General features: G+C 50.7%; 24 protein-coding genes. 5 read left to right on the top strand and 19 right to left on the bottom strand.

The features are described from left to right. Positions 1-24: 24 nt before the first annotated feature. Genes P3L47_RS20120 through P3L47_RS20110 form a run of 3 tightly spaced genes read right to left on the bottom strand, consistent with a single transcriptional unit; the run spans position 25 to position 1,552 of the window. Positions 25-552, bottom strand: a complete 528-nt coding sequence (locus P3L47_RS20120; protein ID WP_122361658.1) for a signal peptidase II — start codon at positions 550-552, stop codon at positions 25-27. A 3-nt stretch (positions 553-555) separates the two neighbouring features. Beyond that, a complete protein-coding gene (locus tag P3L47_RS20115; protein WP_122361659.1) occupies positions 556-1,143 on the bottom strand; it encodes a GrpB family protein in 588 nt (195 codons plus the stop codon). A gap of 19 nt (positions 1,144-1,162) precedes the next feature. Next, positions 1,163-1,552: a VOC family protein gene (locus tag P3L47_RS20110; RefSeq protein WP_075558133.1), complete on the bottom strand. Its 390-nt coding sequence runs from the start codon at positions 1,550-1,552 to the stop codon at positions 1,163-1,165. 196 nt (positions 1,553-1,748) lie between these two features. Between P3L47_RS20110 and P3L47_RS20105 the strand changes: the two genes are divergently transcribed. Then, positions 1,749-2,633 (top strand): D-isomer specific 2-hydroxyacid dehydrogenase family protein, encoded by an 885-nt coding sequence (locus P3L47_RS20105; RefSeq protein ID WP_075558132.1) that lies wholly within the window; start codon positions 1,749-1,751, stop codon positions 2,631-2,633. On the opposite strand, the gene P3L47_RS20100 is transcribed toward P3L47_RS20105, so the two are convergent. The 3 genes from P3L47_RS20100 to P3L47_RS20090 all read right to left on the bottom strand — a co-directional run bounded on the left by P3L47_RS20100 (position 2,616) and on the right by P3L47_RS20090 (position 4,351). Continuing rightward, positions 2,616-3,404 (bottom strand): aspartate dehydrogenase domain-containing protein, encoded by a 789-nt coding sequence (locus tag P3L47_RS20100; RefSeq protein ID WP_277783722.1) that lies wholly within the window; start codon positions 3,402-3,404, stop codon positions 2,616-2,618. The two genes, P3L47_RS20105 and P3L47_RS20100, sit on opposite strands and share 18 nt — an antisense overlap. A gap of 134 nt (positions 3,405-3,538) precedes the next feature. After that, the gene (locus P3L47_RS20095; protein WP_122361662.1) at positions 3,539-3,955 is read right to left on the bottom strand and encodes a DUF3788 family protein; all 417 of its coding nucleotides are present in this window, start codon (positions 3,953-3,955) and stop codon (positions 3,539-3,541) included. Between the two features lie 57 nt (positions 3,956-4,012). Then, a complete protein-coding gene (locus P3L47_RS20090) occupies positions 4,013-4,351 on the bottom strand; it encodes a DsrE family protein (protein ID WP_075560046.1) in 339 nt (112 codons plus the stop codon). Positions 4,352-4,598: 247 nt separating this feature from the next. Here P3L47_RS20090 and P3L47_RS20085 point away from each other — a divergent pair, with 247 nt between their 5' ends. Together P3L47_RS20085 and P3L47_RS20080 are read left to right on the top strand one after the other, a co-directional pair. Next, positions 4,599-5,021, top strand: coding sequence for a pyridoxamine 5'-phosphate oxidase family protein (locus P3L47_RS20085; RefSeq protein ID WP_233577116.1), 423 nt, complete (start codon positions 4,599-4,601; stop codon positions 5,019-5,021). Between the two features lie 62 nt (positions 5,022-5,083). Next, positions 5,084-6,019, top strand: coding sequence for a helix-turn-helix transcriptional regulator (locus P3L47_RS20080; protein ID WP_277781924.1), 936 nt, complete (start codon positions 5,084-5,086; stop codon positions 6,017-6,019). Between the two features lie 29 nt (positions 6,020-6,048). Here P3L47_RS20080 and P3L47_RS20075 read toward each other — a convergent pair whose 3' ends face one another. Beyond that, positions 6,049-6,402 (bottom strand): winged helix-turn-helix transcriptional regulator, encoded by a 354-nt coding sequence (locus P3L47_RS20075; protein ID WP_277783721.1) that lies wholly within the window; start codon positions 6,400-6,402, stop codon positions 6,049-6,051. A 167-nt stretch (positions 6,403-6,569) separates the two neighbouring features. Between P3L47_RS20075 and P3L47_RS20070 the strand changes: the two genes are divergently transcribed. After that, positions 6,570-7,097 carry a DJ-1/PfpI family protein gene (locus P3L47_RS20070; RefSeq protein ID WP_122361666.1) on the top strand — a complete coding sequence of 176 codons (528 nt, stop codon included), beginning with the start codon at positions 6,570-6,572 and terminating at the stop codon, positions 7,095-7,097. 6 nt (positions 7,098-7,103) lie between these two features. Here P3L47_RS20070 and P3L47_RS20065 read toward each other — a convergent pair whose 3' ends face one another. Beyond that, entirely contained in the window at positions 7,104-7,379 is a 276-nt protein-coding gene (locus tag P3L47_RS20065; protein ID WP_277781923.1) for a hypothetical protein, read from the bottom strand. A 26-nt stretch (positions 7,380-7,405) separates the two neighbouring features. On the opposite strand from P3L47_RS20065, the gene P3L47_RS20060 reads away from it, so the two are divergent. Next, complete coding sequence (locus P3L47_RS20060; RefSeq protein ID WP_277781922.1) at positions 7,406-8,962, top strand: ATP-binding protein; 1,557 nt, start codon at positions 7,406-7,408, stop codon at positions 8,960-8,962. A gap of 27 nt (positions 8,963-8,989) precedes the next feature. Here the strand turns inward: P3L47_RS20060 and P3L47_RS20055 are convergent, their stop codons facing one another. The 11 genes from P3L47_RS20055 to P3L47_RS20005 form a co-directional block, all read right to left on the bottom strand. After that, complete coding sequence (locus P3L47_RS20055; RefSeq protein WP_277781921.1) at positions 8,990-9,199, bottom strand: HU family DNA-binding protein; 210 nt, start codon at positions 9,197-9,199, stop codon at positions 8,990-8,992. Between the two features lie 134 nt (positions 9,200-9,333). Next, entirely contained in the window at positions 9,334-10,869 is a 1,536-nt protein-coding gene (locus P3L47_RS20050) for an amidohydrolase family protein (RefSeq protein ID WP_277781920.1), read from the bottom strand. Between the two features lie 164 nt (positions 10,870-11,033). Then, positions 11,034-12,767 (bottom strand): fimbrillin family protein, encoded by a 1,734-nt coding sequence (locus tag P3L47_RS20045; protein WP_277781919.1) that lies wholly within the window; start codon positions 12,765-12,767, stop codon positions 11,034-11,036. 11 nt (positions 12,768-12,778) lie between these two features. Beyond that, entirely contained in the window at positions 12,779-13,732 is a 954-nt protein-coding gene (locus tag P3L47_RS20040) for a fimbrillin family protein (RefSeq protein WP_277781918.1), read from the bottom strand. A 90-nt stretch (positions 13,733-13,822) separates the two neighbouring features. Beyond that, the gene (locus P3L47_RS20035) at positions 13,823-14,743 is read right to left on the bottom strand and encodes a fimbrillin family protein (RefSeq protein WP_277781917.1); all 921 of its coding nucleotides are present in this window, start codon (positions 14,741-14,743) and stop codon (positions 13,823-13,825) included. A 38-nt stretch (positions 14,744-14,781) separates the two neighbouring features. After that, positions 14,782-15,861 (bottom strand): hypothetical protein, encoded by a 1,080-nt coding sequence (locus tag P3L47_RS20030; RefSeq protein ID WP_277781916.1) that lies wholly within the window; start codon positions 15,859-15,861, stop codon positions 14,782-14,784. 399 nt (positions 15,862-16,260) lie between these two features. After that, positions 16,261-16,599 carry a hypothetical protein gene (locus P3L47_RS20025; protein ID WP_129732906.1) on the bottom strand — a complete coding sequence of 113 codons (339 nt, stop codon included), beginning with the start codon at positions 16,597-16,599 and terminating at the stop codon, positions 16,261-16,263. Between the two features lie 37 nt (positions 16,600-16,636). Beyond that, a complete protein-coding gene (locus P3L47_RS20020) occupies positions 16,637-17,578 on the bottom strand; it encodes a hypothetical protein (RefSeq protein WP_277781915.1) in 942 nt (313 codons plus the stop codon). A 36-nt stretch (positions 17,579-17,614) separates the two neighbouring features. Further along, positions 17,615-18,280 (bottom strand): aquaporin, encoded by a 666-nt coding sequence (locus tag P3L47_RS20015; protein WP_129732908.1) that lies wholly within the window; start codon positions 18,278-18,280, stop codon positions 17,615-17,617. A gap of 44 nt (positions 18,281-18,324) precedes the next feature. Beyond that, positions 18,325-20,250, bottom strand: coding sequence for a fibrobacter succinogenes major paralogous domain-containing protein (locus P3L47_RS20010; RefSeq protein ID WP_277781914.1), 1,926 nt, complete (start codon positions 20,248-20,250; stop codon positions 18,325-18,327). A gap of 28 nt (positions 20,251-20,278) precedes the next feature. Then, positions 20,279-22,324 (bottom strand): fibrobacter succinogenes major paralogous domain-containing protein, encoded by a 2,046-nt coding sequence (locus P3L47_RS20005; RefSeq protein WP_277781913.1) that lies wholly within the window; start codon positions 22,322-22,324, stop codon positions 20,279-20,281. Positions 22,325-22,335: the final 11 nt, after the last annotated feature.

Raw genomic sequence — 22,335 nt, 5'->3', positions numbered from 1 at the left:
ATTGCCTCTGTGCATCCGTCTCTTCTATCTGTTACGGAGATGGTTGAAAACGTCTTTTATTTTTGCCGTCCTTATTTTTTCCCTGTGCTTGTGTACATATATAAGAAAGAAAACAATAAAAGTATTTAAGTATATATCTTTCAGGTCGAAAATAAACAAGGGTTTGAGATAGATGAAATCCAATACCCCCTTTTCCCAGACTATATTGCTGAGCAAAGCACAGATAATCCCCGATGTTTGGAAGATGATGGCAATGTCGAGGAGCTTTGTCTTTTTTGACAGGCTTCTCAAGAATACGTATAATACCAGTATGATACATTCGGCAACGGCGAAGATGACCATGTGTATCCAAAAGCCTATATTGATATTCAGTTTTTGGTTCAGAAGATAGTTGACGTAGCTGTGTTTGTCGTTGAATACCGGCCTGAACTCGAAGAGCGAAGGGATAATATCGAAATGGGTGTCCATATAAAAATGATAGATCACGATCTTTGTCGCCTGATCGATGAGGATCAGCAGGAGTGTCCACCATATAATCTCTCTGGTTTTCATAATTTATTCTGTTTTTGAAGGATGGGTAATCTGTTCTTTTGCCCGGTTCGTTATTTCGCGGATGAAACCGGTTTTCGCATCGGTGTAGCCGTCGCGGTCATGTTCATACTCTTTTTGTAGTTTGACTTTCAATTCTCCGTAGGCTTGCGCCGTGTCGGGATGGGAGAGAAGGTAGTCGCGGAAATAGAGTTCGTCCCAGTCGCCGGAGTATCTTATGTGGAGGTGGAAGGCCTGACCTTTAAAGCCTTCGGGGGTATAGCCTTTCATAAACATCATATGGGGAGGCGGATTCCCGGGTTGGGGGGAATAGATGTAGCCTTCCGCTTCGATGGTCGGGATGAGGCGGGCAAGGTCGGTTTCCTGTTGTATTTCTAGCAATATGTCGATCGTCGGTTTGGCTGTCAGTCCCGGTACGGATGTGCTTCCGATATGGCTGATGCGGACGATGTTTTCCGCTCCTATGGCTTTCACGAGGCGGTCTTTTTCTGTTTCGTAACGCTTGGGCCAGTCCCGGTCGTGTGCCGAGAGGATGATCGGGAACAGCTGCCAGAGTTCTTCGTTACTCATTTCGTTCAAATTCTTATTTTTCATGGCGGTAGGGTTGGAAAGGTTATTCCGGTTCGTCCGTATCCAGGCAGAAAGGATGGCCGGAGGGGTCGAGCAGTGTACGGGAAGTTTTGAAGTATTGCTCGCCGGCCAAGCTGGCTCCCAGGCTGAGGGCGTGGCGGACGGCTTCCTCCAGGTCGTCGACGTAGAAGTCGAGGTGGAGCATTTGTCCCTGTCTCCCTTCTTGCCAGGGCCAGACGGGTGGTTCGTATTCTTCTATCTCCTGGAAGGCGATGACCATGCCTGTGGGCGAGGTGATGGCCGACCAGCCGTTTGCCTGCGGGTGTGTCCACTGCCAGTTGAGGAGGCGGCTGTAAAAGGAAGCCATGAGGCCCGCGTCCTTACAGTCGATCACGATGTTGATCCGGTTGATTGTTGCTTGCTTTGTTTCCATGTTTCCAAAGATAAGATAAGTTTTCGAGATATGGAATTTCCGGGAAAGAGATGCTATTCGATGGCATAACAGATGCTTCCCGGCAGCATAACAGATGCGCAAATAGGGGAGAGAAAGGAAGAATGGATGGAAATAGTCTTTTGTTTCTTACCGAAAAGGATTAATTTTGTGAGGAAACAAATAAGCAGAAATATTCATGTTCAATAAATTAGTGGCGATAGAGCCTGTAAGCCTGATTCCGTCAGCAGAAAAGAAATTGCAAGATTTTGCGAAAGAAGTAGTTATGTACGATGACATACCCGCGGGGGATGAAGAGGTGGCTGCCCGTATCGGGGATGCGGACGCTGTCCTTTTGAGTTACACCTCCCGAATCGAACGGGCGGCACTGGAGAAATGCCCGAATGTCCGCTATATCGGGATGTGCTGTTCCCTTTACTCGCCGGAGAGCGCCAATGTCGATATCCGCTATGCCAACGAGCGGGGGATTGTTGTGACCGGTATCCGCGATTATGGCGACGAAGGGGTGGTGGAGTATGTTATCAGCGAGCTGGTTCGTTGCCTGCACGGCTTCGGACAGGAGGCATGGGATGAGATGCCTCGCGAGATCACCGGATTGAAAGTGGGGATCGTCGGGCTGGGTAAGTCCGGTGGGATGATTGCCGATGCCTTGAAGTTCTTCGGTGCCGATGTCGCCTATTTCGCCCGGAGCGAGAAGGAAGAGGCACGTAGGAAAGGTTACCGTTTCCTGCCACTGGGTGAGCTGCTGGCACAAAGTGAAGTGGTTTGCTGCTGCCTGAATAAGAACACGGTCTTGCTGCATGAAGCGGAATTTAAGCAGCTCGGTAATAAAAAGATATTGTTCAATACGGGGTTGTCTCCCGCCTGGGACGAGACCCCGTTTGTGAAGTGGCTGGAAGGCGACAACCTTTGTTTCTGTGATACTGCAGGTGCTTTGGGCAACGCCCAGTTGTTGAGCCATCCGCACGTACGTTGCATGCAGGTGTCGACCGGCCGTACACGCCAGGCGTTCGACCGCCTGAGCGAAAAAGTACTGGCCAACCTCTCAGAATACGATGGGTGAGGTGATATTGAGCAGGGTGTTCACTACCGACCATCCTGCTATCTCTGCCGTTGCGCTGTAGACGTCGATGACGGCATGCACCTGATCGTTCCTGATCTCTACCCGCTGGGTATCGCCCGTAAATCCGGGGGTGGACTGCATTGTCACCTCCATGTTCGCTGGTCCTACCGAAGCCCGCGAAGCCGCTACCGTAACATTGACTTTCGTCGGGAAGAGCCGGATGGCTTCCACTGCATTTCCGGAGAAGACGACGCGCTGTTCCGTTTGCAGCGATTCATCGTAGACGGCGGTTCCTTTCAGGGCGTTAGGGCCTTTCTCGTTGAAAAAACGGGCGGTGGCGTTTCCCATCAGGGCGGCAGTCCGCAGCACATCGAAGCCGCCGGTAGCCCCGGAGGCCAGGTAGACACGGGTGCCGTTTGCCTTGGCTGTCTCCGCTACCTCGCGATAAAAGAGGTCGTCGGCCAGTGCCCCGATCGAAAGGGTGACAATGGAAGTGCCGTTTTTCAGTGCAGGCACCGCCAGCTCTTTCATGGCGGCAGGCGAGGCGGCTTCCACTAGATAGTCCGGTTTCAGGGCAAGCAATTCTTCGATGGTCGCACATACCCGGCAAGGTTTCCCGTGTTGTTGCATCCGGGCAGCCAGGTTTTCTGCTTTGGAGACTGTGCGGGAGTAGACCCCCACTAACTCATATTCGGGCAAAATGCCTTTGATTACAGCGTCGGCCACGATACCTCCGAGCCGTCCGCATCCGACAATTACTAACTTTTCCATGCAGGCAAAGGTACTTGATTTTAATCTGATTTCCCAAACGGGACTGGCGAATATGCGAAGGCAAAGCAGCCTCCGCAGTGAAGTCCGCAGGGGGCGATATGTTTCTTTATGATCTCGTAGGGTTGCATATGCGTCTATTTTAATCCTTTTTTGAAAAGTATCATCGATAAGGCATCCTTCACCTGCTCTTTTTCGGTGATGGCAACGGTCATAGGGATGAGTTTTCCGCTGGGTTTGGCCCGGTAGAATTCTTCTTTGATACTTTCCGTAATTTCCATTCCGGCGATACGGTCCAGGTGTTTTTCCGTGAAGTAGGAAGTGACTTTGAAAAAGCTTTGGTAGACGACCAGCCAGGCAAGGTTTTTCTTTTTCGACAGGACTTTGCATAACCAGGCCTTCCCGTCGTTGTAATAGTTCCACTCGAGTGTCAGATCGGCGGCTGCGGCCGATGCGCTGAATTCTTCGAATGCGGGAAAACTTGCCTTCAGAACGTCGGCGATGACTTCATTAGTGGGGAAAACGTTTTTGTCTTTTAAAATCAGAGGTTCCATAATGTTGTGTATTTCGGTGTATAAAATAAAGAGAATTATATAAGGATATGTTGCCCGTTAAAGGGTCAATATTTTTTCTCCGTTCTTGAGATATTCGGTTAGCGGGGCTCCCATGTATCTGACGGTAACACCCAGTTTCTCGATGATTGGCTTCACTTCGAACCTTTCGCAGCAGTCCTGGCAGGCTTCGACGGTGACGCCTGCTTGAAGCATTTCCAGGATTTCCGTCTGCACCTGCGTATCTTGGGCGGCGAGCTTAACGGAGGCTCCCCAAAGGATTACGTTCACTTCTTTCCACCAGCCTCTCTTTTTGGAGTTGAGGGTGTACATCGATAACATATTGAATATGGTGTCTTTATTGTCGGTTGTCCAGAGAATGTTTAATTTGTCGTTCATAATAAGATGATTTATGTATATGGTTCTATCGATTCGCAAATGTATGAAAAAGAAATAGATATTGTCCGAAAATATTCATGGGCAAAAGTAAAGAAAAAATTCTATGAAGAGAGGCGGTGTGTTCGAGAATATATTTTCGTAATTAGTACGAAATAATCTCTTCCCTGCTGACATACTGTTGTCACCCCCTCCCCATACCTTTGCTTCACAGTTCAAATATTAACATTAAAAAACTACGAAGATGGAAATGAAATTGTTTTATTTAGGGGAAGTTGCGGGGATGACGAAAGAGCAGGTGGAAGAAGCGGAAAAGTTCATCCGGGGATTTGAATATGGTATCGTTGCCACCAACAATCCGGAGACGGGACCGCGCCTTTCGGGACTCAACAACCTGGCAGGCCAGACCTTGCAGCAACTCCATTTTGCGACAGAAGCCAGCTGTCAGAAATTAGCGAACCTCCGCCTGGATCCGCGCTGTGAAGTGATGTACGCTACGATGGAGAGCGGGCAGGTCCAGATCGCAGGCAAAGCCGAGATCATCACCGACGAAGCATTGAAACGCGAACTCTGGCAAGACTGGATGAACGAATACTCACCCGAAGGACCGACGGGAGAGGGCATCTGTATCATCCGCCTTATCCCGGCTTCTATCCGGGCGATGATCTGCTGATCCCGCTGCCGGTAACGTAAAAGTTGTATCTTTGTCACCAATCAATCAGACAAACGCACACAATGAACCGCCTGGAACGAATATCCGCTATACTGGTCAAGCTGCAATCCCGCCCGGTCGTCACCGCACGTGAGATTGCGGATCAGTTCGGTGTAAGTCTCCGGACGGTTTATCGCGACATCCGTTCGCTGGAAGAGTCGGGGATCCCTGTCGGTGGTGAGGCTGGGCTGGGTTACTCGCTGGTGGACGGTTTCAAGTTGCCGCCCCTGATGTTCACGATCGACGAGGCCCTCTGTTTCCTCGTGGCGGAGAAACTGGTCTGCCATCAGACTGATGGCGATACCTACGATGTATTCCGCAGCGGGATGGACAAGATACGCGCCGTGCTGCGGACGGCCGACAAGGATATCCTCCATCATTTCGACCCTTATATCCGTATCTCGGGCATCCACCAGAATACGCGCACCGCCTCTGCCAACGTCCTGCAAACCCTTATGAAGGCGTTGCTGAACAAGAAGCAGCTCGTCATGACCTACAAGGCGGGCTACAACTACCAGGTCACCCACCGCACGATCGAACCTCAGGGTATGTTCTTCATGGGCGGCATCTGGTATGTCCTCGCCTGGTGCAAGTTGAGGAGGGATTACCGCACCTTCCATCTCGGCAGAATCGTCCACCTCTGTCTGGGCGAAAACGGTTTCGAGGAGGAGCATCTTCCGCTTGACGAGCTGATCCCCCGGATCTATGATGTAGAGGACGAGGTCGAAGTGACGCTCCGTGTCCACCGCGACGTGGCACGCGATACGGAAGTCTCCAAATACACCTACGGACTTTATGAGGAGGTGGCGGAGGGGGAGTACTTCGTCCAGAAATACCGGACCTATTCGCTCGACAAGTTCGGCCACTGGTACCTGTCGTTTGCCGACCGGGCGGAGATCATCGCGCCGGAAGCTTTGAAAACGGTCGTCCGGGAGTTGATCGGCAAGATCCGCATCTGAAAGCGGCCGACTTCATTCCCCTGTATTCTTCATCCCTTGGCCATCTCCCGGCTGGTCAGAATCTCGTCCATATGTCCGAGTGCCCAATCTACCAGGCTCTGGATATGAGGCATGAGTGTCGTGCCCATTTCCGTGAGGCAATATTCCACGCGGGGCGGCACTTCGGGATAGACTTTGCGGTGCACAAGGCCGTCGGATTCGAGGGTACGGAGCGTGACAGTCAGCATCCGTTGCGAGATATCGTCGATGGTCTTGTGGATGTCGCTGAAACGCATCGTGCCGTTCGCGCTCAGTGTAGTCAGGACCAGCATCGACCATTTGTCGCCAAGACGGCTGAGGACGTCACGTACCGGGCAGTATCCCGTAGGATGAAAGTTTTTCATATTTTTAATATTCTGATATTCCATTGAAGCTCAACAATTGTTATCTCTATGTAAGTTGCTTATTCCGAGGTGCGTTCTTGTTTGGACGAACCGGATAATCTACATTTGACGAACAAAAGTAATAAACTTACGAAAAATAACTATTGTTTCATTTAATAATTAAGATCATGGCAAAGAAAGTAGCAGTTTTGGCAGTGAATCCGGTGAACGGATTCGGTTTGTTCCAGTATCTGGAAACATTTTTTGAGAATAAGATACCTTACAAGGTGTTTGCGGTGGCAGATTCGACGGAGATAAAAAGCAATTCCGGCGTTACGCTGATCGTGGACGATGTGATTGCCAACCTGAAAGGGCATGAGGACGAGTACGATGCGCTGGTATTCGGTTGTGGCGACGCTGTTCCCCAGTTCGGTGAAAATGTAGGCAAGCCTTACAACCAGGATATGCTGGCGGTCATCAAAGTATTCGGCGACAAAGGCAAGATCATGATCGGCCATTGCGCGGCAGCCATGATGTTCGACATCGCAGGGATCACCGCAGGCAAGAAAGTGGCGGTTCACCCATTGGCAAAACCGGCTATCAAGCTGGGCCATGCCACCGACGAGAAATCGGAGATCGACGGAAACTTCTTCACTGCCCAGTGCGAACATACCGTGTGGACGATGATGCCGCAGGTGGTCGAAGCACTGAAATAAAAAGAGTCAGCCTTGTGCACCGGAACGAATAGTTTTCTTATCCGGTATATCGAAACGATCGAACCGGGCGGTATCCTTTGTCGGAGCCGTCCGGTTCGATGTGTCAGAACCTAACGGTTCGACAGGGTGGAGTCGTCCGATTCGATATGTCGGAACCGAGCGATTCGCCCGGATGAAGCCGTTCGGTTCGGTATATTTCGCCCCGTGTGCTGGCTGTATATGGAAAACAATCGCTATCTTTGTCTTTGCCTGACGGTTACCGCCCGGTGTAAATTGAATCATTAATCCATAGGATAGGAGAACCGATTATGAATGAAATACTTTATCCCATCGGGATTCAGAACTTTGAGAGTCTTCGCAAAGACGGGTATCTCTATGTAGATAAGACGGCATTGATCCACCGCCTGGTTCGTACGGGTACCTACTATTTCCTCAGCCGCCCGCGCCGTTTCGGTAAAAGCCTGCTGGTGTCTACCCTAGAAGCTTATTTCCGAGGGAAGCGCGAGTTGTTTGACGGTCTGGCGATGGAGGAACTGGAGAAGGAATGGACCGTCTATCCCGTATTGCACCTCGATCTGAATATCGGGAAGTATAACACACCCGGGGAACTGGAAGCCGTCCTCAACAAGGCTTTGCTCGACTGGGAGGCAGTTTATGGTGCGGGTGAAGGCGAAACGACCCTTGCCCTCCGTTTCGATGGTATCATCCGGCGCGCCCATCAGCAGACCGGACAGCGGGTAGCGGTTCTCGTGGATGAGTATGACAAGCCGATGCTGCAAGCGATCGGCGACGAAGAGTTGCAAGACGCCTACCGCCTGACGCTGAAAGCCTTCTACGGCGTGCTCAAATCGAGGGACGGTGACATCAAGTTTGCCTTGCTCACCGGCGTTACCAAGTTCAGCAAAGTGAGTATATTCAGCGACCTGAACAACCTGAAAGACATCTCGATGGATAAAAGGTTCCTCAATCTTTGCGGCATTACCGAATCGGAGCTTCACGCTTATTTCCGACCGGGCATCCGTGCGCTTGCCGCGGCGCAAGGAATGGAGTACGACGCGATGTGCGCCCGGCTGAAGACCTATTACGACGGTTATCATTTCGCCCCCAACTCCGAAGGCATTTACAATCCTTTCAGCCTGCTCAATGCGTTGGACAAGGAGGAGATGGGCAGCTATTGGTTCGAGACCGGCACGCCTACCTACCTGGTGGAACTGTTGCAAAACACCCGCTACAATCTGCATTGCCTGGACGGGGAACAGACCACTGCCGAGGTACTCAACAGCATCTATACCACGGACAACAGCCCTATCCCCGTGCTTTACCAAAGTGGCTACCTTACCATTAAAGGCTACAATCCGGAGTTTGGCACTTACACCCTTGGTTTCCCTAACCGTGAGGTGGAGGAAGGCTTTGTGAAGTTTCTCGTGCCATTCTATACTGGTGTGTCGGAGACCGAGACGGGATTCGAAATAGAGAAGTTTGTGGGTGAAGTCCGCGCCGGCGACCCCGAGTCTTTCTTCAGCCGCCTGCGGAGCTTTATGGCTGGTACGCCTTACGAGTTGATCCGCGACCTGGAGCTGCATTATCAGAATGTACTTTTCATCGTTTTCCGCCTCGTGGGTTTCTACACCCGGGTGGAATATCACACTTCCCGCGGTCGGATAGACCTGGTGCTTCAGACCGACCGCTTCGTCTACGTGATGGAATTTAAGCTGGACGGCACCGCCGAAGAGGCGCTTCGCCAGATTGCCGAACGCCGTTATGCCGACCCGTTTGCCGCCGATCCCCGGCGTGTGTTCCGCATCGGGGTGAATTTCAGCAGCGCGGAACGTAATATCGAGCGTTGGATAATCGAGGAGGGGTGACCCCCTCCTCATGCTTTTTAAGGAAACTTATTCGATTTCGGGCCGATCGTCGCCACCACCGCTACTGCCACCGCCTACCACGCGGTATTCGGTTCTTTCCTCGACGATGGCGCGTGCCACGTCGGTGATGTCGAGCGACTGGATCGGTTTAAGGATGGCTTTGTAGTCTTCCAATACGTCTTTGGTCATTAAGTACTCTTCGAGGTCGAATTTCCATACATACTTTTTTATTGCCATAAAGCTTTTTATTTTAGGTTATTAATACTGTGTTTGTCGGTTAGCAGGGGCGTGTGTCAAAACTCAGTGTAGGATGCGATCCCGGGTCAAGCCCGGGATGACAGGACAGTGCATTTTGACACAACCTCCGTTTGCTATATGAGGGTGGGCTGGGGGTGATTTTCCCGGATTGTTGCTTCAAAATCCTTGAACAAATTCTCCAACTCACTCTTTAACTGCTCCTTGTCCTCGTATCCTAGGAAACCGTATAGGATGCTGTTTTTGACAAACTCCTTGATTTCCGGATACGAGAATCCGTAGCGCAATGTTGCCAGCGTATATTGCTCGGTGAGCGAGGTGCGCAGGATACCGGGATCGTCGGTGGAGATAATGATGGGGACACCGGCCTTATGATAAAGCAGGATGGGGTGTTCGCTGTCCTTCACACCGAGGATGAATTCGTTGCTGGTAAGGTTGATTTCCACAGGAATTCCCGTAGGCTTATCCTCTGTTTCCCCCTCAGGCTCTTTCTTCATTGTCTTTAAAATTTCATTGCTGTTTGATTCGAAAGGCAGGTCTACGCCGTGGCCGATGCGGTTTGCTCCGGCAATGTTTACAGCCTGGTCGATATGATAAGTCAAGTGTTCGGGGCGTGTCAGGCCGAGGGTCAGTTCACCGGCATGGAGCGAGGTGTTGACTTTGACTTTGACTTCGCCTTTGTTTTCGTTTTGTTTATCGGCAAGCACGGCGAACATTTGCATGTGCAGGTGGTAATAGAGCATCGACTTTTCCCCATTTTCGGCGGCGACAATATTGCATCCCACCAGCAAGTTCTCTTTCTCATCGGACGAAAGCAAGCATGCCTTATGTACAACGTAGAGCTGGGCGAATACTTTCAGAGGTTCCCCACCACGCGAAGAGTATCCTTGATAGCGGCACAGAAGCTTTCTTTTGCCGTTGTCGGTCGTGGTTTCCCAAGCCTCTTCGTTGATTCTGCTTTTCTCGTCCAACTGCTTTATAAATTCGAGGTAGTCGGCAGCGGCTTCAGTAGCTTTCGTGTCGATAAGATCATAGATTTCGCCCAGCAGTGCCTTCGCTTTATCATCATCCCCTTTCTTTACATAAGATTTCAGGTCTGTGTCATATTTCTTGTAGTCGGCTTCGTCGAGGAAACAGTATTCCGGGACGTGGGGAGAAGATGCCATCACTTCGAGGTATTGCACATTCTCCTTGACGGCGCGTTTTTTCAATTCGCGCATCAGATGGGCGAGGTCGTCGATATCCGAGGTCAGTGCCGAAAGGAGGCCGAAGGTACCGAAGAAATATTCGTCCGGGCCGAGGGGATACTTGTAGGGCTGGAAGTTGCGGATACTCCATTTGTCGATAAGCTCCATGCGATGGTTGTGGAGGTCGTCCATATCTTTGGAGAGCCGGACGACCTTTATACCTTCCGGTTTGTCCTTATAAAGTTTGCCTGTTGTCATATCTACGTACATTTCTTTTTTCGCTGCCATCTCGAAGTAGGTTTCGGCATACGCCGAGCCGGTAAGATGATTGTGAAGGTCGCCGCCTTTGGGCATGGCGGTGAAGAACTGGCGCAAGGCTGCACGGTCGTTTTTGATATCCTCGAAGTATTTCGATGTGTCCTGTTCCTCAACCGTGGGTTCGTTTTTGTCTTCTCTTGTTTTCATACTTGTTTCTTTTTAGAAAGTTTATAATCTTGTTCAATACATACCCGCCCGTTTGCGTTGCCCTCCTTTCTTTGACGGGGCGGGGGTGAATTATCCGGTTTATTGCTGTCGTTTCAGCCGGGGGCTGAACCTAAATGGCTGACTTCGTTTCCGGCTGCCCGGCCTCAGAAGGCCAATACGGCGCGGACTTTATATGAGTCGGATTTGGGTTTCGCATTATAAAGCTCGTCTTTCTTTTCGGGGTAAGCCTGCCAAGCCATATTCCCTTCAAAATCGGAATTACTCCAGTATCTCCCCGTCATCTTATTTCCATTGGTTTTTTCAATCTGACTATTGATATTCTTCCAATGTTCGATAGTTTGGTCACCGATATCATTGGGCGTACCGAAAACTATCGTGGCCAGCTCATTCATGCCCGGGAAGAACCAGCCGCTACTCTCCTCCGGTGTGGAATTGGCGTTAGCGTACTCTTTCACAGCCTGATAGGCCGGGAATTTGCTGCCGGCGTTGTGGGTTGTGTACAGATCGATAATGGCACTGCGGGAATAACCGTAGAGGGTCCCGGACAATATTATATTATTCCACTTCGATTGTTCATCGTTTGTGAATTCACCGAAATTCTCAGCCCAGAGCCCAAGGGACTTGTCGTCCTCTATATCTGGCCCCCATTTGGCTCCGTTGGTGGCATCCTGGAGCGCCACCACCATGCCGTGCGTGCATCCAGGATGGTCATACATCAGGAGGCGGTCGCCTTTCCTATCTCGGGTCTTTGTCCAGTGATACTCTCCCTTCTCGCCCACCCAGAAGACGACGCCGATGCAGTCATCCTTCACGTCGTCGGGTAGGTTTCCGCTGCTGAAAGCCTCCTTCGGGAGGACGGTGCCGTCGTTCATGTAGAAGTCGCCTTCCGCGAGCGGACGTTTTGTGGTGGTCTCCTTGCCGTCGTCGACGGTGTAGATTTTGTATTTGCCACCTGGTACGTGCCCTGTATTTGCAGTCGCCGCGAACTTGTGTTTATTAAACTCGGAGTCATAGTAGTAAGAAGTAGTGCTGGCGTTCCAATCGTAATCGGGTTTTATTATGCGGCGTGCCGTGTAATGATTTTCCTGCCACCACAGGTCCACATGGCCGCCTGCATAAAGGTTGTAGCTTTTCTGCACCTCCTGTCCGCCGATGGTTTCGGTATAGGTGCAGATGGTGTGCGGCAGGCGGATGACTGCCAGCTTCATCTGATGCTCCATCGTGAAGGTGAGGGTAGAGCCGGAGGGGGAAGCCTGGCTGCCGTCCGGAAGGGGAGCGACTACGCCACGCGCCACCATCAGGTCGCAGTCGGTGTACGTGGCGTAGGTGCTCTGGTTGTCTTCGACATTCCAGCCGGAGATAAGACTCCCGAAGAAATATTTCGCGTCGTCTTCTTTGATAGTTACTGTATATTTGGACGACATGTCCCCCTGGTAGGGATAATAGGCAAAGTAAAGGTACTCGTCATCGTGGGGGATGGACGGGAGTGCCTGACTTTGTTCAGCTTTCCATGTTTGGCCATCATAGGTGAATTTCCCGTTTTCGAGAATTACCTCTCGCGCCTCCTTCGTCTTCTTCACCACATAGATGCCTATCGCGTCGCCTTTGGTAAACTCGGTGGCAAAGCCTCTTTCCACGGCGCGGGTCACGGGTGCGCCGTTGTTTGTCGCGGCATTGGCGGCGGAGGCTTCCGGGGTGTCGGTTACCGGGGCGGCGGCATAGGCTCCGTCGGTAACGGTGATGGTGAGCACGGCGGCAGGATCGGTGCCGTTGCCGGGGGCAGCGTTATCGAATGCGTCGTCGGGGGTGCAGGCTGCTGCCAGCATCAGGAGCGTCAGCAGTACCGCTGTTCGGTATAATTGTTCTGTTCGTTTCATGGGGAATGGATTTATGGGTTATTACTTGGGGTGCTATTGGCATCCTTGCTATCGATGTTCTCGTCCCCGCCGCCCTGCTCCCATGTCCCGCCGGTGGGGGGCGCGAGGGTGAGACCGTCGTCGTTTACCGTCACGTTGTAGGTGTAGTGGCGGTTATCTTGAAACGTGGGATCACCTAGCCGCGATATCATCTGATACGAATAGCCATTGTTGCCGTCGATGGTTATCTGGATGAGTTCGATGGTTTCGTCTTGTTCAAACACTATTGCCCCCACGACCGCATCGAACGTTCGGATATAGCCGGAGGTGGCCGGGGTACGTTCGTGGGGGTAAACCGGGCCTGATACGCTTCCGGCATCTATAGTAATAGTCCCGTCCGAATTCGGCATATAATTATTCATCTTGAATGCGGGAAGCTTCACTGTCGCTTGACGCAGGGCTGCCTCGCTTATGCCTGTTCCCGCACGGAGATTCACCGTGATGCGGGCGTTATAGTAATGTTCGAATAGAAGGCTCGTCTGCGTACGTGTTATCGTGATTTCCTCGGCACCAAGAAAGTTTGCGGCGTCAAAATTCTCGTCGGAGCTTTGGTCGGCGGATAGGTCGGTGAATTCGTCCATCTTCACGTTGGGATACCAGGCGGTGAGGGTTTTTTGCTCGTTGGCGGTGCCCTGCCAGCGGATGGCGTCGGCATCGGTGGCGGGGACGAACTGTCCGCTGCGGTAGACGTAAGTCTTTGCCTTCGTGTCGCCCTTAGAGATAACGCCTATCGTGTTGCCTTCCTCGAACGTTCCGTCCACGGTGGCACGGGTCTGTGTGTCGCCTGTCATCGGGGCGACCGTAGCGCTGAAGGTCACGATGTCGCCGTCTGTTGCTGCGCCGCCTTCGGTCAGCCCGTCGCTGCATCCTCCTGCCGGTATCAGCAGTGCCGACGCAGCTATCATATATATAATGTATGCTTTCATAACTTATCTCTTATTTAATTTATCCTCTCTTTATTCTCTCTTCTCTCTCATCTGTCAACTGTCATCTGTCAACTGTCAACTGTCAACTGCTCAGTTCCATGCCGGGACATCTTCTCCATTATCGCCGTTCCCTTTCTCCCACGGCTTTATCGTGGCCGGGCTGATGGTGAGCGCGGATTTGTTCACCTTTATATTATAGGTATAGGAATAACCGGCTGCAAATTCGCGCTTGCGGCTGTTTTCCGGGTTCTCCGGGTAGTCGATCGTCGCGGAATAAACCGCATCGCCCAGGGTGACTTCGATCTTTGCGCTATTCTGCTGTTGCGGGAAAACAATCAGCGAGGAGGACATTCCGCTTGCATTGGAGGGAACCTTCCGGGTCAGCTTCTTCGCTTTTGTCCCTTCCGTTTTCCCCGTTGCGGTATCGAATGTTCCCTCCAATGCAAGTGCATCGATGGTGTATTGAAGGTCACCGAGCGTCGGAATGCCTTTGCCCGGCAGGAAATTCAATACGATGAGGCTCATGCAATGACGGAACCGGAACTGCACGTCGGGTTTCGCCGCGCTGCCGGTGGCCCGGGCGAAGAGGAAGTCGTATTTCGCCTGCCCCGCGGCTGTCTGGTCGTCGGCGTTTGCGGTGACCTTGCCTGCTGGGGTGCCTTTACTGCCTGCATAGGGATAGTAGGCGGTGAAATCGACGGGGTCGGTGTTTTGGAAGTAGATGCCGCCCGTTGCTCCGCCGTCCGGGGTGAATATGCCGTCGGCTGCCGTGGTGGTGAATTTCACATTCCTGTACTCCGTCGTTCCCGACTTTCCGGTTATGCCGATGGCGTCGCCGTGCGCCCATACCGTACCTGCCGCACGGGTAGCCATCGCGTCGATGACGGAGGTGATCCGTGCCTCCACGAGGGGATGGTCTGCCGGGCTTGTATTCTCTTTCTCACATCCTCCTAAGAGGGTGGCTGCTGTTGCCACGAGGGCAACGAATCGGATTTGATTGATTGTTTTCATGCTTCTGCTTGTATTTATTTTTATATGCTGTTATTCGGTTACATGTTCGCATCCACGTCGTCGCCCTTGCCGTTGCCCGAGGTCCAGTCGATGATCGTTCCGTTCGGCCCGGCCCCCACGGGGGCGAAGAGGCTGCCCGTGACGTCGAGCGGGGTGAGCTTGTCCGCGTTGAAGTTGCGGAGGAGATCGGTTACGTCGGCGATGGTCGTGATATGGTGGCCGTCGGAGAAGGTGAGTGTCGTTACGATGCGGTGTGTCGCTTCCACAACGATACCTGCGGTCCATACATCGGCAGTGAGCCGGTCGGCGGTGCGGGCGAACGGTATCCGTACGGCGGTGGAATCGCCTGTCACTTCACCTGTCCGCAGCTCTATTGCCGCCGCTACGCCTTCCAGGCGGGATTCAACGGAGGCGATACGCTCCGGGTCGCCCTCCGTGACGGTGAGGGTGAAGTGTATCCGGCGCATCCGTTGGTGCATGGGCAGCGTGATCCGTACGGTGTCGTCGGCAATCGCGTCGGCGGTTGCCGTACCGGAAAAGAAGACGCCTGCATCGGGGATGAGCAGGGTAGGCGGTGTACCGTCTGCCGCAGCATTTGCCGCAGCGTCCGGCATTGTGTTTATCGTGGCGATACCGTCGTTCACGCTGACGCCTGCCGGGAGGTTATAGGCGAGCACTTCCACGGTGCCCGGCTCGAAAAGTCCGGGTACGACGAATGCCGTACCGTTTGCCGTGGCGGTGTTGCCGGCTGCTTCTACACGGTACTGGGCAGGGATTGCCACGTCTTCGCCGCGCTGCGACCATTCCGTGGTGCCTGCTACGGCACCTTTGTCGGGGTGCGAGGTCTTGTGGCCGTCTTTCTTGTCGCAACCGGCGGGTAGGAGCAGGATTAAAAGCAGGATTGCCAGGACGGCAGGGGAGACGCTTGCCTTCGGGGTACGGGAACGGAAGGGGGTTGAACGGGCGTCTTGGGTACGGGATGAAAAGGCTGCGGCGGGCAGGTGACGGATCAGCGCTGCGTTGCCGTACGGTAAACGGGCGGAACTGATATCAGTTCCGTATCCGGGCGATGCTACTATCGCCCGGATACTTTTCCTTAGATGAATTGTTGTAGGCATAAACAGATTCCTTTCTTTATTATTAATAATAGTGTTGTTATGGTGATGACTGATTTTAGCCTAAATGTAGTCGGACGCAACAAGGAATCTGTAACAATTTGCAAAATGAGACAAAATAATTGGGGTTTTCGGAGAGGTTTTGAGACGATTGATAGGAATACCACTGCGGTGATAGGTTTACCACCCTCGATTATTTTACTCGGCACACGGGAGATGAATAGTAAATAAATAAGAGAAAAGAGGGGAAAAGTTCAAAAAGATGAGCTAAAATAAAATCAGCCAGGCGGCTTTTCATGTATAGCAACCTGGCTGATTCGATTTATAAGCAATTCCTTTTTCCATGCCATCTTCCAAACGGGTATCTGTTCAGTTCTTCGGGTAATCGTTCCATGATCTACTTTATGAATCGATCTCCTTCTTTCGTTTATTGAACTCGACTCGCCAGCGGGTGCAGGCGATTATGTCGTCGAGGACTACTTTTATATATTGTTCGCTTACCGTTGTATTATGGCCGGTGAATGTTTTTACAGCGAGTCGGTCGGGGATACGGGTGGTATAGACAACCTCCTCTTCCGAAGTTGTTAGTTTCTGTGCTTTCAGTTCCAGCGTGTCGAACAACTTGGTGAGCAAATAAGCTGAGAATTCGTATGCAATGAACAGGTTGTTTACCAGATCGATATAGAGGTATATTTTATGGGTATTCTTGTTCTCTAACGCTAATATTTGTTGAATGTCCATAGTATTGATGATTTGTTTGCTATGAGATTACGTCGGCCTACAAGACACAGCTAATCTCATAAATCTTATTCCGCTCTATCGTCCCGTTGTTTATCAGGACCGGCTCGTAGACGTGGGATGCAGCGCCGACGTCACCAAAGTGTGCGGAGATATATAAGCGTGCTTTGCCATACTCATCCCCTCCTGTATAATTCGGGTAAACGTAAAACCGGTAAAAACCCGTGTTGCTCCTCGATATGCTTTTATAATACCGGACTGGTGTGGTGACAGTGCCTCCCGGATGATAAGGGACGGTTGCCGCCTGGTCGATGATCCGGAGAAGGGCTCCATCCCTTGAAAGAATTCCGCTTACAGTGATATCCAGACGGGCTACGGTGCGGGAGATTTCGACATTAAACGTTTTCCTGTTGCCCTTGTCGTGTATGAACGAACCGTGCCCGAAAAAGGAAATGCCCGGTGCTGCCGCAGAGCGTTCGAATTGCTGTTCGTTCAACGCCATGAATGCCCCTTTGGTCATTCCTGAGTAGGGTGGGGGAGTCGATGCAGGCAGACTGGCGAGGACGAAAATGTCGTATTCGCTGCCTGCCGTGAGCTGAGTAAGGAGTGAATGGTCGAATTCAATACTGCACCCGGCCTCCGAATTTAGTCCTGTGGCGGACTGAAAAGCGGCAGCAGGAGTACTTTCTGTTGCATTTTTAGTATAAAACAACACGTATGCGTTGGTGATCAGGCTTTCACCTGGCAGCGGATCGAGCGATGCCGACCTGGTGGTAATTCGCCCGGTACGCATACTTCCTGCAACCGACCGGAACAGGGTAGTCTGTGCCTTTTCCCCGCCATCGGGGAGCGGATCTGCCACCCGGAGGTTGACCGTAATGCCGGAAGTGTCGCCGGTTATGTCCGGCAACTCTTCTTTTGTACATCCTGCCAGTAGCAGCAGGATGACAAACGGGAGTAAAATATGTTTGCTATGTTTCATACAGAATATCTATTTGGTTGTTTGCAAAATCCTTCCTTATTCTTTCTTCTCTCCAATTACTTTCCATAGTATGGCAGCTAATGTAGCACCGGCAAATGGAGCAAGAATAAATACCCATAATTGCTGCAAGGCAATCCCGCCGGCAAACAGGGCCGGAGCAATGCTTCTCGCCGGATTGACAGACGTACCTGTGATAGGAATACAAACAATATGTACCAGTACCAGGCATAATCCGATCGCTAATCCCGCCCAGTTGGAAGTCTGGTTCTCTTTTGCCGTTGTGCCTAAAACGACAAAAACGAAGATCGCGGTAAAGATGATTTCGGCCACGATCGCAGGGATCAAATGACCTTCCCCGTATGAATTGGCCCCGGTTCCTTCGAGTCCCATACCGGATGCGATAATATATAAGAATGTCGAACCGACCAGTGCTCCGACTACCTGTGCACCCATATAGCCAGCCGCTTCTTTGCCGGACATTCTGCCGGTCAGCAACACTCCCCAGGTGATTGCCGGGTTGATATGGCATCCTGAAATATGTCCTATTGCATATGCCATTGCTACAACAGACAATCCGAATCCGAACGCGATTGTCAAAACTGCTGCGACCGAGGTCGCTCCTCCGTTGAATACTGCGGTACCGCATCCCATTAATACCAGTACCATCGTGCCGATTGCTTCCGCTAATAATTTTTTATACATACTTCTCTTTGTTTTTTATATTAAATTAATACTTATGATTGGTCTTATTCTTTTACGCAACGTACCGGAAATCCCCACGAAGGATTGTTGTAAGTGCAATCTGAACCATCCTCCTCACTGACATAATGATAAGTTACCAGATTAAGTGATCCATATTGTTCACAAGTCCAGTGATATACCTTTGAGAGATCTTTAATACTTTTTCCGTCGTCTTTGTTTATACAATATGTTATAGGAAAGAATATGCCTGAGGTTTCTGCTTTATAACCGATAACTTTTGCACTTTCATTTACAGGAGTGTATTTGATGTTGTTCCAAAAATCTCTTGGAGGTACGCACCAGCCTTCCGGACAAGGATCGAAAATAGTTTTGGTAGAAAGCTTCCATAAATTATCTTCGTGAAAATAGTTATCATTTGCAAAGGAGAGCGGGATAGCTATTAACTCGCTGATATCATTTTTTATAATATTGTCACCACCGTTATTGACTTTTACCTCATTCCCTTCTGCGTCGTAGACAGGGGCGAGTTGCAGCTCTCCGTTTTTTTTGACCGGAAACGGCGTAGGGCGTCCCCATTGGTAATATGTACCGATTACGTTCTCTTCGCCCGTATTGGTAAGGGCACCGAGGTTCCGGTCCATATAGGTATATGTCTTAGTACCCGTCGTCAGCGTTCCTCCGGCGGCAGTATCCGGATTGTAATCGGTTACCCAGATTTGCCAGCTCCATTTGATATCGCCTCCAACCTTCCGTACAGCCACTACGCTGTTACCGGGTTTTGTCCCGGGAGTTACCAGCAAGGAGGCTTCAGGACCTCTGCCGGTTATCTGTATATCTGCAATAGATGCATCGACAGCCATTCCGAGTCCGGAGACGGCTCCTTTCACATCTGTCCAGACCAGCACGGCTTCCAGATTTTCCCAGGCTGCTATGACCGGGATGGAGCTGTTTACCAGGTTAGCCTGGTTCGGACGGCCTACCGGGATACGGATAGGCTTGCTGCCGGGGGCTACAATATAGGTGTTTGAGTACGGTTGCGAGGCGATATTGCTGAACGAAGGCGCATTATTTTGTATTTCACTCCAATCGGTCGGCTTGTCGGTCGATACAGTGATATCGTTTTCAAATAGTGTCAGGGTGATGTTATAGATATAGTTTCGTTTGATTTCGCTACTACCGTCGGGCTGTACCGCTATATAGTGGGAGATAGGTTCGCCTCCCAAGGTAGTCCCGCTGACATATATGCGGACAGGCCGGCTTCCGGTAGTATGTTCGTACAAATAGAAACGATAGCGATTCCCGGCTATATTGCTGGCCGGTTGGTTGGAGTTCGTAAGCGGACTTTCGGTTTTGTCTTTCAGATAAAAGACGGATGACGGTTCTTCTATCAGCGTAAGCGTTATATTTTGTGCGGATGTCTGATTATCGAGCGTAATGTCGAAACGGGCCACCGTACGCTTCAGATCGATTATCTGTTCACCCAGTGTGCCGGTAGTATAGGTCGACGTGCCCGAAAAGGAGATAACCCGGGATGAAGCATTCTGGTCGGTCAGCTTCTCCTGCATATCCAGAAGCGTTGCCTTTGTCGTTGTTGCTGTCGGTGGTATGACACCGTCGGGTAAGCTGGCAAGCGCGTAGACATCGTAGGTGACGTGAGGTTCGAGTTGCGGCATTTCGGTAGTTTTGAAAGTTTTGCTCCAGGAGCCGCTTTCGGCATTCAGACCGGTCTGGGCGTAAAAGAATACGGGAGCATCCGTATCTGCTGCACCCTGTGGGTAAAACAACAGATAGACGTTTGTAATAGTACTTTCTCCGGCTTCGGAGTCGAGACTTTTAGACAACACTGCACCGGGTATATTCAGTGTAAGCCTGATTTCACCGGGTACAACAATTCCTGCTTCATCCTGCGTACAGCTAGCGAACGACAGAAGAAGTAAAAACGATAAAAAGATGTATCTGAGGTATGTCATGATTATAATATTTTTTTAATGCTATTGCTTATTCTTTTACACAGCGTACGGGAAGGCCGAAATAGTCCGGCATATCGGAAAAATATTCTGAATTGCCATTGTAGCAATAAGGTCTGTTTTCCAGATAAGTACTTGCGGTCCAAAAGAATGGTTTGAATTTACCATCAATTGAATTAAATGCCATAAAAGCCTGCGATGTGGGATAGAACCCCGCATCTGTCTGAACTCCATTTGTCTTAACTTCACCGAAATTAGCACCGTCCCATGCAGTCTTGAGCGGCACACGCCATCCCGCCGGACATGGGTCTAAAGGTGTTTTTTTCCCACCGTTATCCCATAATTCCTGCTTTGCACTATAATTGCTTGTAAAAAAAGATAAGGGTCTTTGGGATACTTGGCCGATTGAAATGGGCACAACCTGATCCCGGACTTGTATGGTCCCGTCTGCATTATATATTAAGGCAGGTAAGTCACCGGAAAAGGCTTTTGACTGTAGGGGAGTGTGACGTCCCCATTGATAATATGTTCCGACCACACCGGTACTGTTATCTCCGGAAGAGGAAGGTGTATTACTAAGGGCACCGATGTTCCGGTCCATAAATGTGTAAGCTCCGTTAACTATATTGTCTGTTTCCGGATCATAATCCGTTACCCAGATATGCCAACTCCATCTGTCTGCATATTCAGTTCGTATGGCAACCACACTGTTACCCGGTTGTGTGCCGGCGACTACACGGAGTAATGCATCCGGTCCTTTTCCTAATACTTCGATTTCGGCAACAGAGGCATCATTTGCCAGCCCCTTTCCGGATGTGGCTCCTTTCACATCTGTCCAGATCAGTTTGGTAGTCAGTTTTTCATCTGCGGCAATAGGGGTAATGGTACTATTGAAATTATAAGCATCCTGTACTTGCGATACCGGAATGAGGATTGTACTTCCCGGCTTTACGATGTAGCAATTGGCTTTAGGTGCTATGTCCATTGGCTTTTCCGCTCCGCTGGCATCAACCTCCCCATCCCAGGGTAGAACTTCGGTTTTCAGCTCTACCGAACCGGCTTTCAGTGTCAGGTTGGCGGTCAGGCTGGTATTTCGTTCGAATGTATACGAACCGTCGCTTTTTTTCAAGTCTATCGTGTATTCAAAAGGAGTTTCGATATTGTTTTCATTATAACGAATACCATTTACCTTTACCTTAATCGGGGCAGATGTTGTATGGACTGCCGATGTTTCGTTACAATTCAGATAGAAAGGCCCGACTGTCAAATTATCACCTGGCGGATAGCTTAAAGTAGTTGTTCCGATTCCCGCATTTTCAGTACGGCAGGCAGGACTTGCGGGAATTCCTTCATTCCATAAATAGGTGGCGACGAAATCGTTGTAAAGCTTGATCGAGCTTATTCCCCAGCTATATTTTCCGTCGAGATATTTGTCGTAGTCGAATTCGGCATCCGTAATAGAAACTTTTATCCGTATCACGGCACGTTGCATATCCAGCGATATCGTCTGATTATCATTGGAAGTAATTTCGTAGTCCGGTATTGTCCCGCTCATAGGGACAACGCTCATTCCCCAGGCACCTGCTTGTTGGTATTTCGGCAGAGGTGGCGTTAGTGATATCACCTGCTTTTTTGTCAGGGTTTCCGCATTTGCGGGGATATAGTTTGCGATTGCATAAATCGCCACATGCGATCCGAATCCGATACCGGCCCGTTTTAGTTCATCGGCGGTCAATTGCATCCGGTTGGCCTGGTTTTGCTGAGCGGGATTATTTGTCACCTGGATGGTTTTTGTTAATAAAGGTCTATCGCTGTCTGTCGCATTTGTAGCGAACAGGAATATAGTCAGATATCTTATCCAGGAACCATTTTCGTTTCTGACATCTGTCGACGGGTCGTCTGAAGCCCGTGTCGGAATGCTCGGGCTGACAGCCGCCATGATGGAGAGGGAGGGGCCGTTGCCCGTCTCTTTCCCGGGACCGACGGCCTCTTCTTCGGAACAGCCGCTAAAAAGGCATGCTCCGATAAAAAGAAGGACCATCAGACGGGTTGAAGTTGTATATACATATCGTTTCATCTTATCAATGT

Origin of the sequence: Parabacteroides chongii, from assembly GCF_029581355.1 — a bacterium.
Taxonomy (GTDB): Bacteria; Bacteroidota; Bacteroidia; order Bacteroidales; family Tannerellaceae; genus Parabacteroides; species Parabacteroides chongii.
Note: the sequence above shows the minus strand (reverse complement) of the source record. Positions and strands in the feature narration are given on the sequence as shown.

Coding starts and splice junctions, on each gene's coding strand:
- P3L47_RS20120 (WP_122361658.1), bottom strand. CDS start 552: ATGAAAACCAGAGAGATTATATGGTGGACACTCCTGCTGATCCTCATC.
- P3L47_RS20115 (WP_122361659.1), bottom strand. CDS start 1,143: ATGAAAAATAAGAATTTGAACGAAATGAGTAACGAAGAACTCTGGCAG.
- P3L47_RS20110 (WP_075558133.1), bottom strand. CDS start 1,552: ATGGAAACAAAGCAAGCAACAATCAACCGGATCAACATCGTGATCGAC.
- P3L47_RS20105 (WP_075558132.1), top strand. CDS start 1,749: ATGTTCAATAAATTAGTGGCGATAGAGCCTGTAAGCCTGATTCCGTCA.
- P3L47_RS20100 (WP_277783722.1), bottom strand. CDS start 3,404: ATGGAAAAGTTAGTAATTGTCGGATGCGGACGGCTCGGAGGTATCGTG.
- P3L47_RS20095 (WP_122361662.1), bottom strand. CDS start 3,955: ATGGAACCTCTGATTTTAAAAGACAAAAACGTTTTCCCCACTAATGAA.
- P3L47_RS20090 (WP_075560046.1), bottom strand. CDS start 4,351: ATGAACGACAAATTAAACATTCTCTGGACAACCGACAATAAAGACACC.
- P3L47_RS20085 (WP_233577116.1), top strand. CDS start 4,599: ATGAAATTGTTTTATTTAGGGGAAGTTGCGGGGATGACGAAAGAGCAG.
- P3L47_RS20080 (WP_277781924.1), top strand. CDS start 5,084: ATGAACCGCCTGGAACGAATATCCGCTATACTGGTCAAGCTGCAATCC.
- P3L47_RS20075 (WP_277783721.1), bottom strand. CDS start 6,402: ATGAAAAACTTTCATCCTACGGGATACTGCCCGGTACGTGACGTCCTC.
- P3L47_RS20070 (WP_122361666.1), top strand. CDS start 6,570: ATGGCAAAGAAAGTAGCAGTTTTGGCAGTGAATCCGGTGAACGGATTC.
- P3L47_RS20065 (WP_277781923.1), bottom strand. CDS start 7,379: ATGATTCAATTTACACCGGGCGGTAACCGTCAGGCAAAGACAAAGATA.
- P3L47_RS20060 (WP_277781922.1), top strand. CDS start 7,406: ATGAATGAAATACTTTATCCCATCGGGATTCAGAACTTTGAGAGTCTT.
- P3L47_RS20055 (WP_277781921.1), bottom strand. CDS start 9,199: ATGGCAATAAAAAAGTATGTATGGAAATTCGACCTCGAAGAGTACTTA.
- P3L47_RS20050 (WP_277781920.1), bottom strand. CDS start 10,869: ATGAAAACAAGAGAAGACAAAAACGAACCCACGGTTGAGGAACAGGAC.
- P3L47_RS20045 (WP_277781919.1), bottom strand. CDS start 12,767: ATGAAACGAACAGAACAATTATACCGAACAGCGGTACTGCTGACGCTC.
- P3L47_RS20040 (WP_277781918.1), bottom strand. CDS start 13,732: ATGAAAGCATACATTATATATATGATAGCTGCGTCGGCACTGCTGATA.
- P3L47_RS20035 (WP_277781917.1), bottom strand. CDS start 14,743: ATGAAAACAATCAATCAAATCCGATTCGTTGCCCTCGTGGCAACAGCA.
- P3L47_RS20030 (WP_277781916.1), bottom strand. CDS start 15,861: ATGCCTACAACAATTCATCTAAGGAAAAGTATCCGGGCGATAGTAGCA.
- P3L47_RS20025 (WP_129732906.1), bottom strand. CDS start 16,599: ATGGACATTCAACAAATATTAGCGTTAGAGAACAAGAATACCCATAAA.
- P3L47_RS20020 (WP_277781915.1), bottom strand. CDS start 17,578: ATGAAACATAGCAAACATATTTTACTCCCGTTTGTCATCCTGCTGCTA.
- P3L47_RS20015 (WP_129732908.1), bottom strand. CDS start 18,280: ATGTATAAAAAATTATTAGCGGAAGCAATCGGCACGATGGTACTGGTA.
- P3L47_RS20010 (WP_277781914.1), bottom strand. CDS start 20,250: ATGACATACCTCAGATACATCTTTTTATCGTTTTTACTTCTTCTGTCG.
- P3L47_RS20005 (WP_277781913.1), bottom strand. CDS start 22,324: ATGAAACGATATGTATATACAACTTCAACCCGTCTGATGGTCCTTCTT.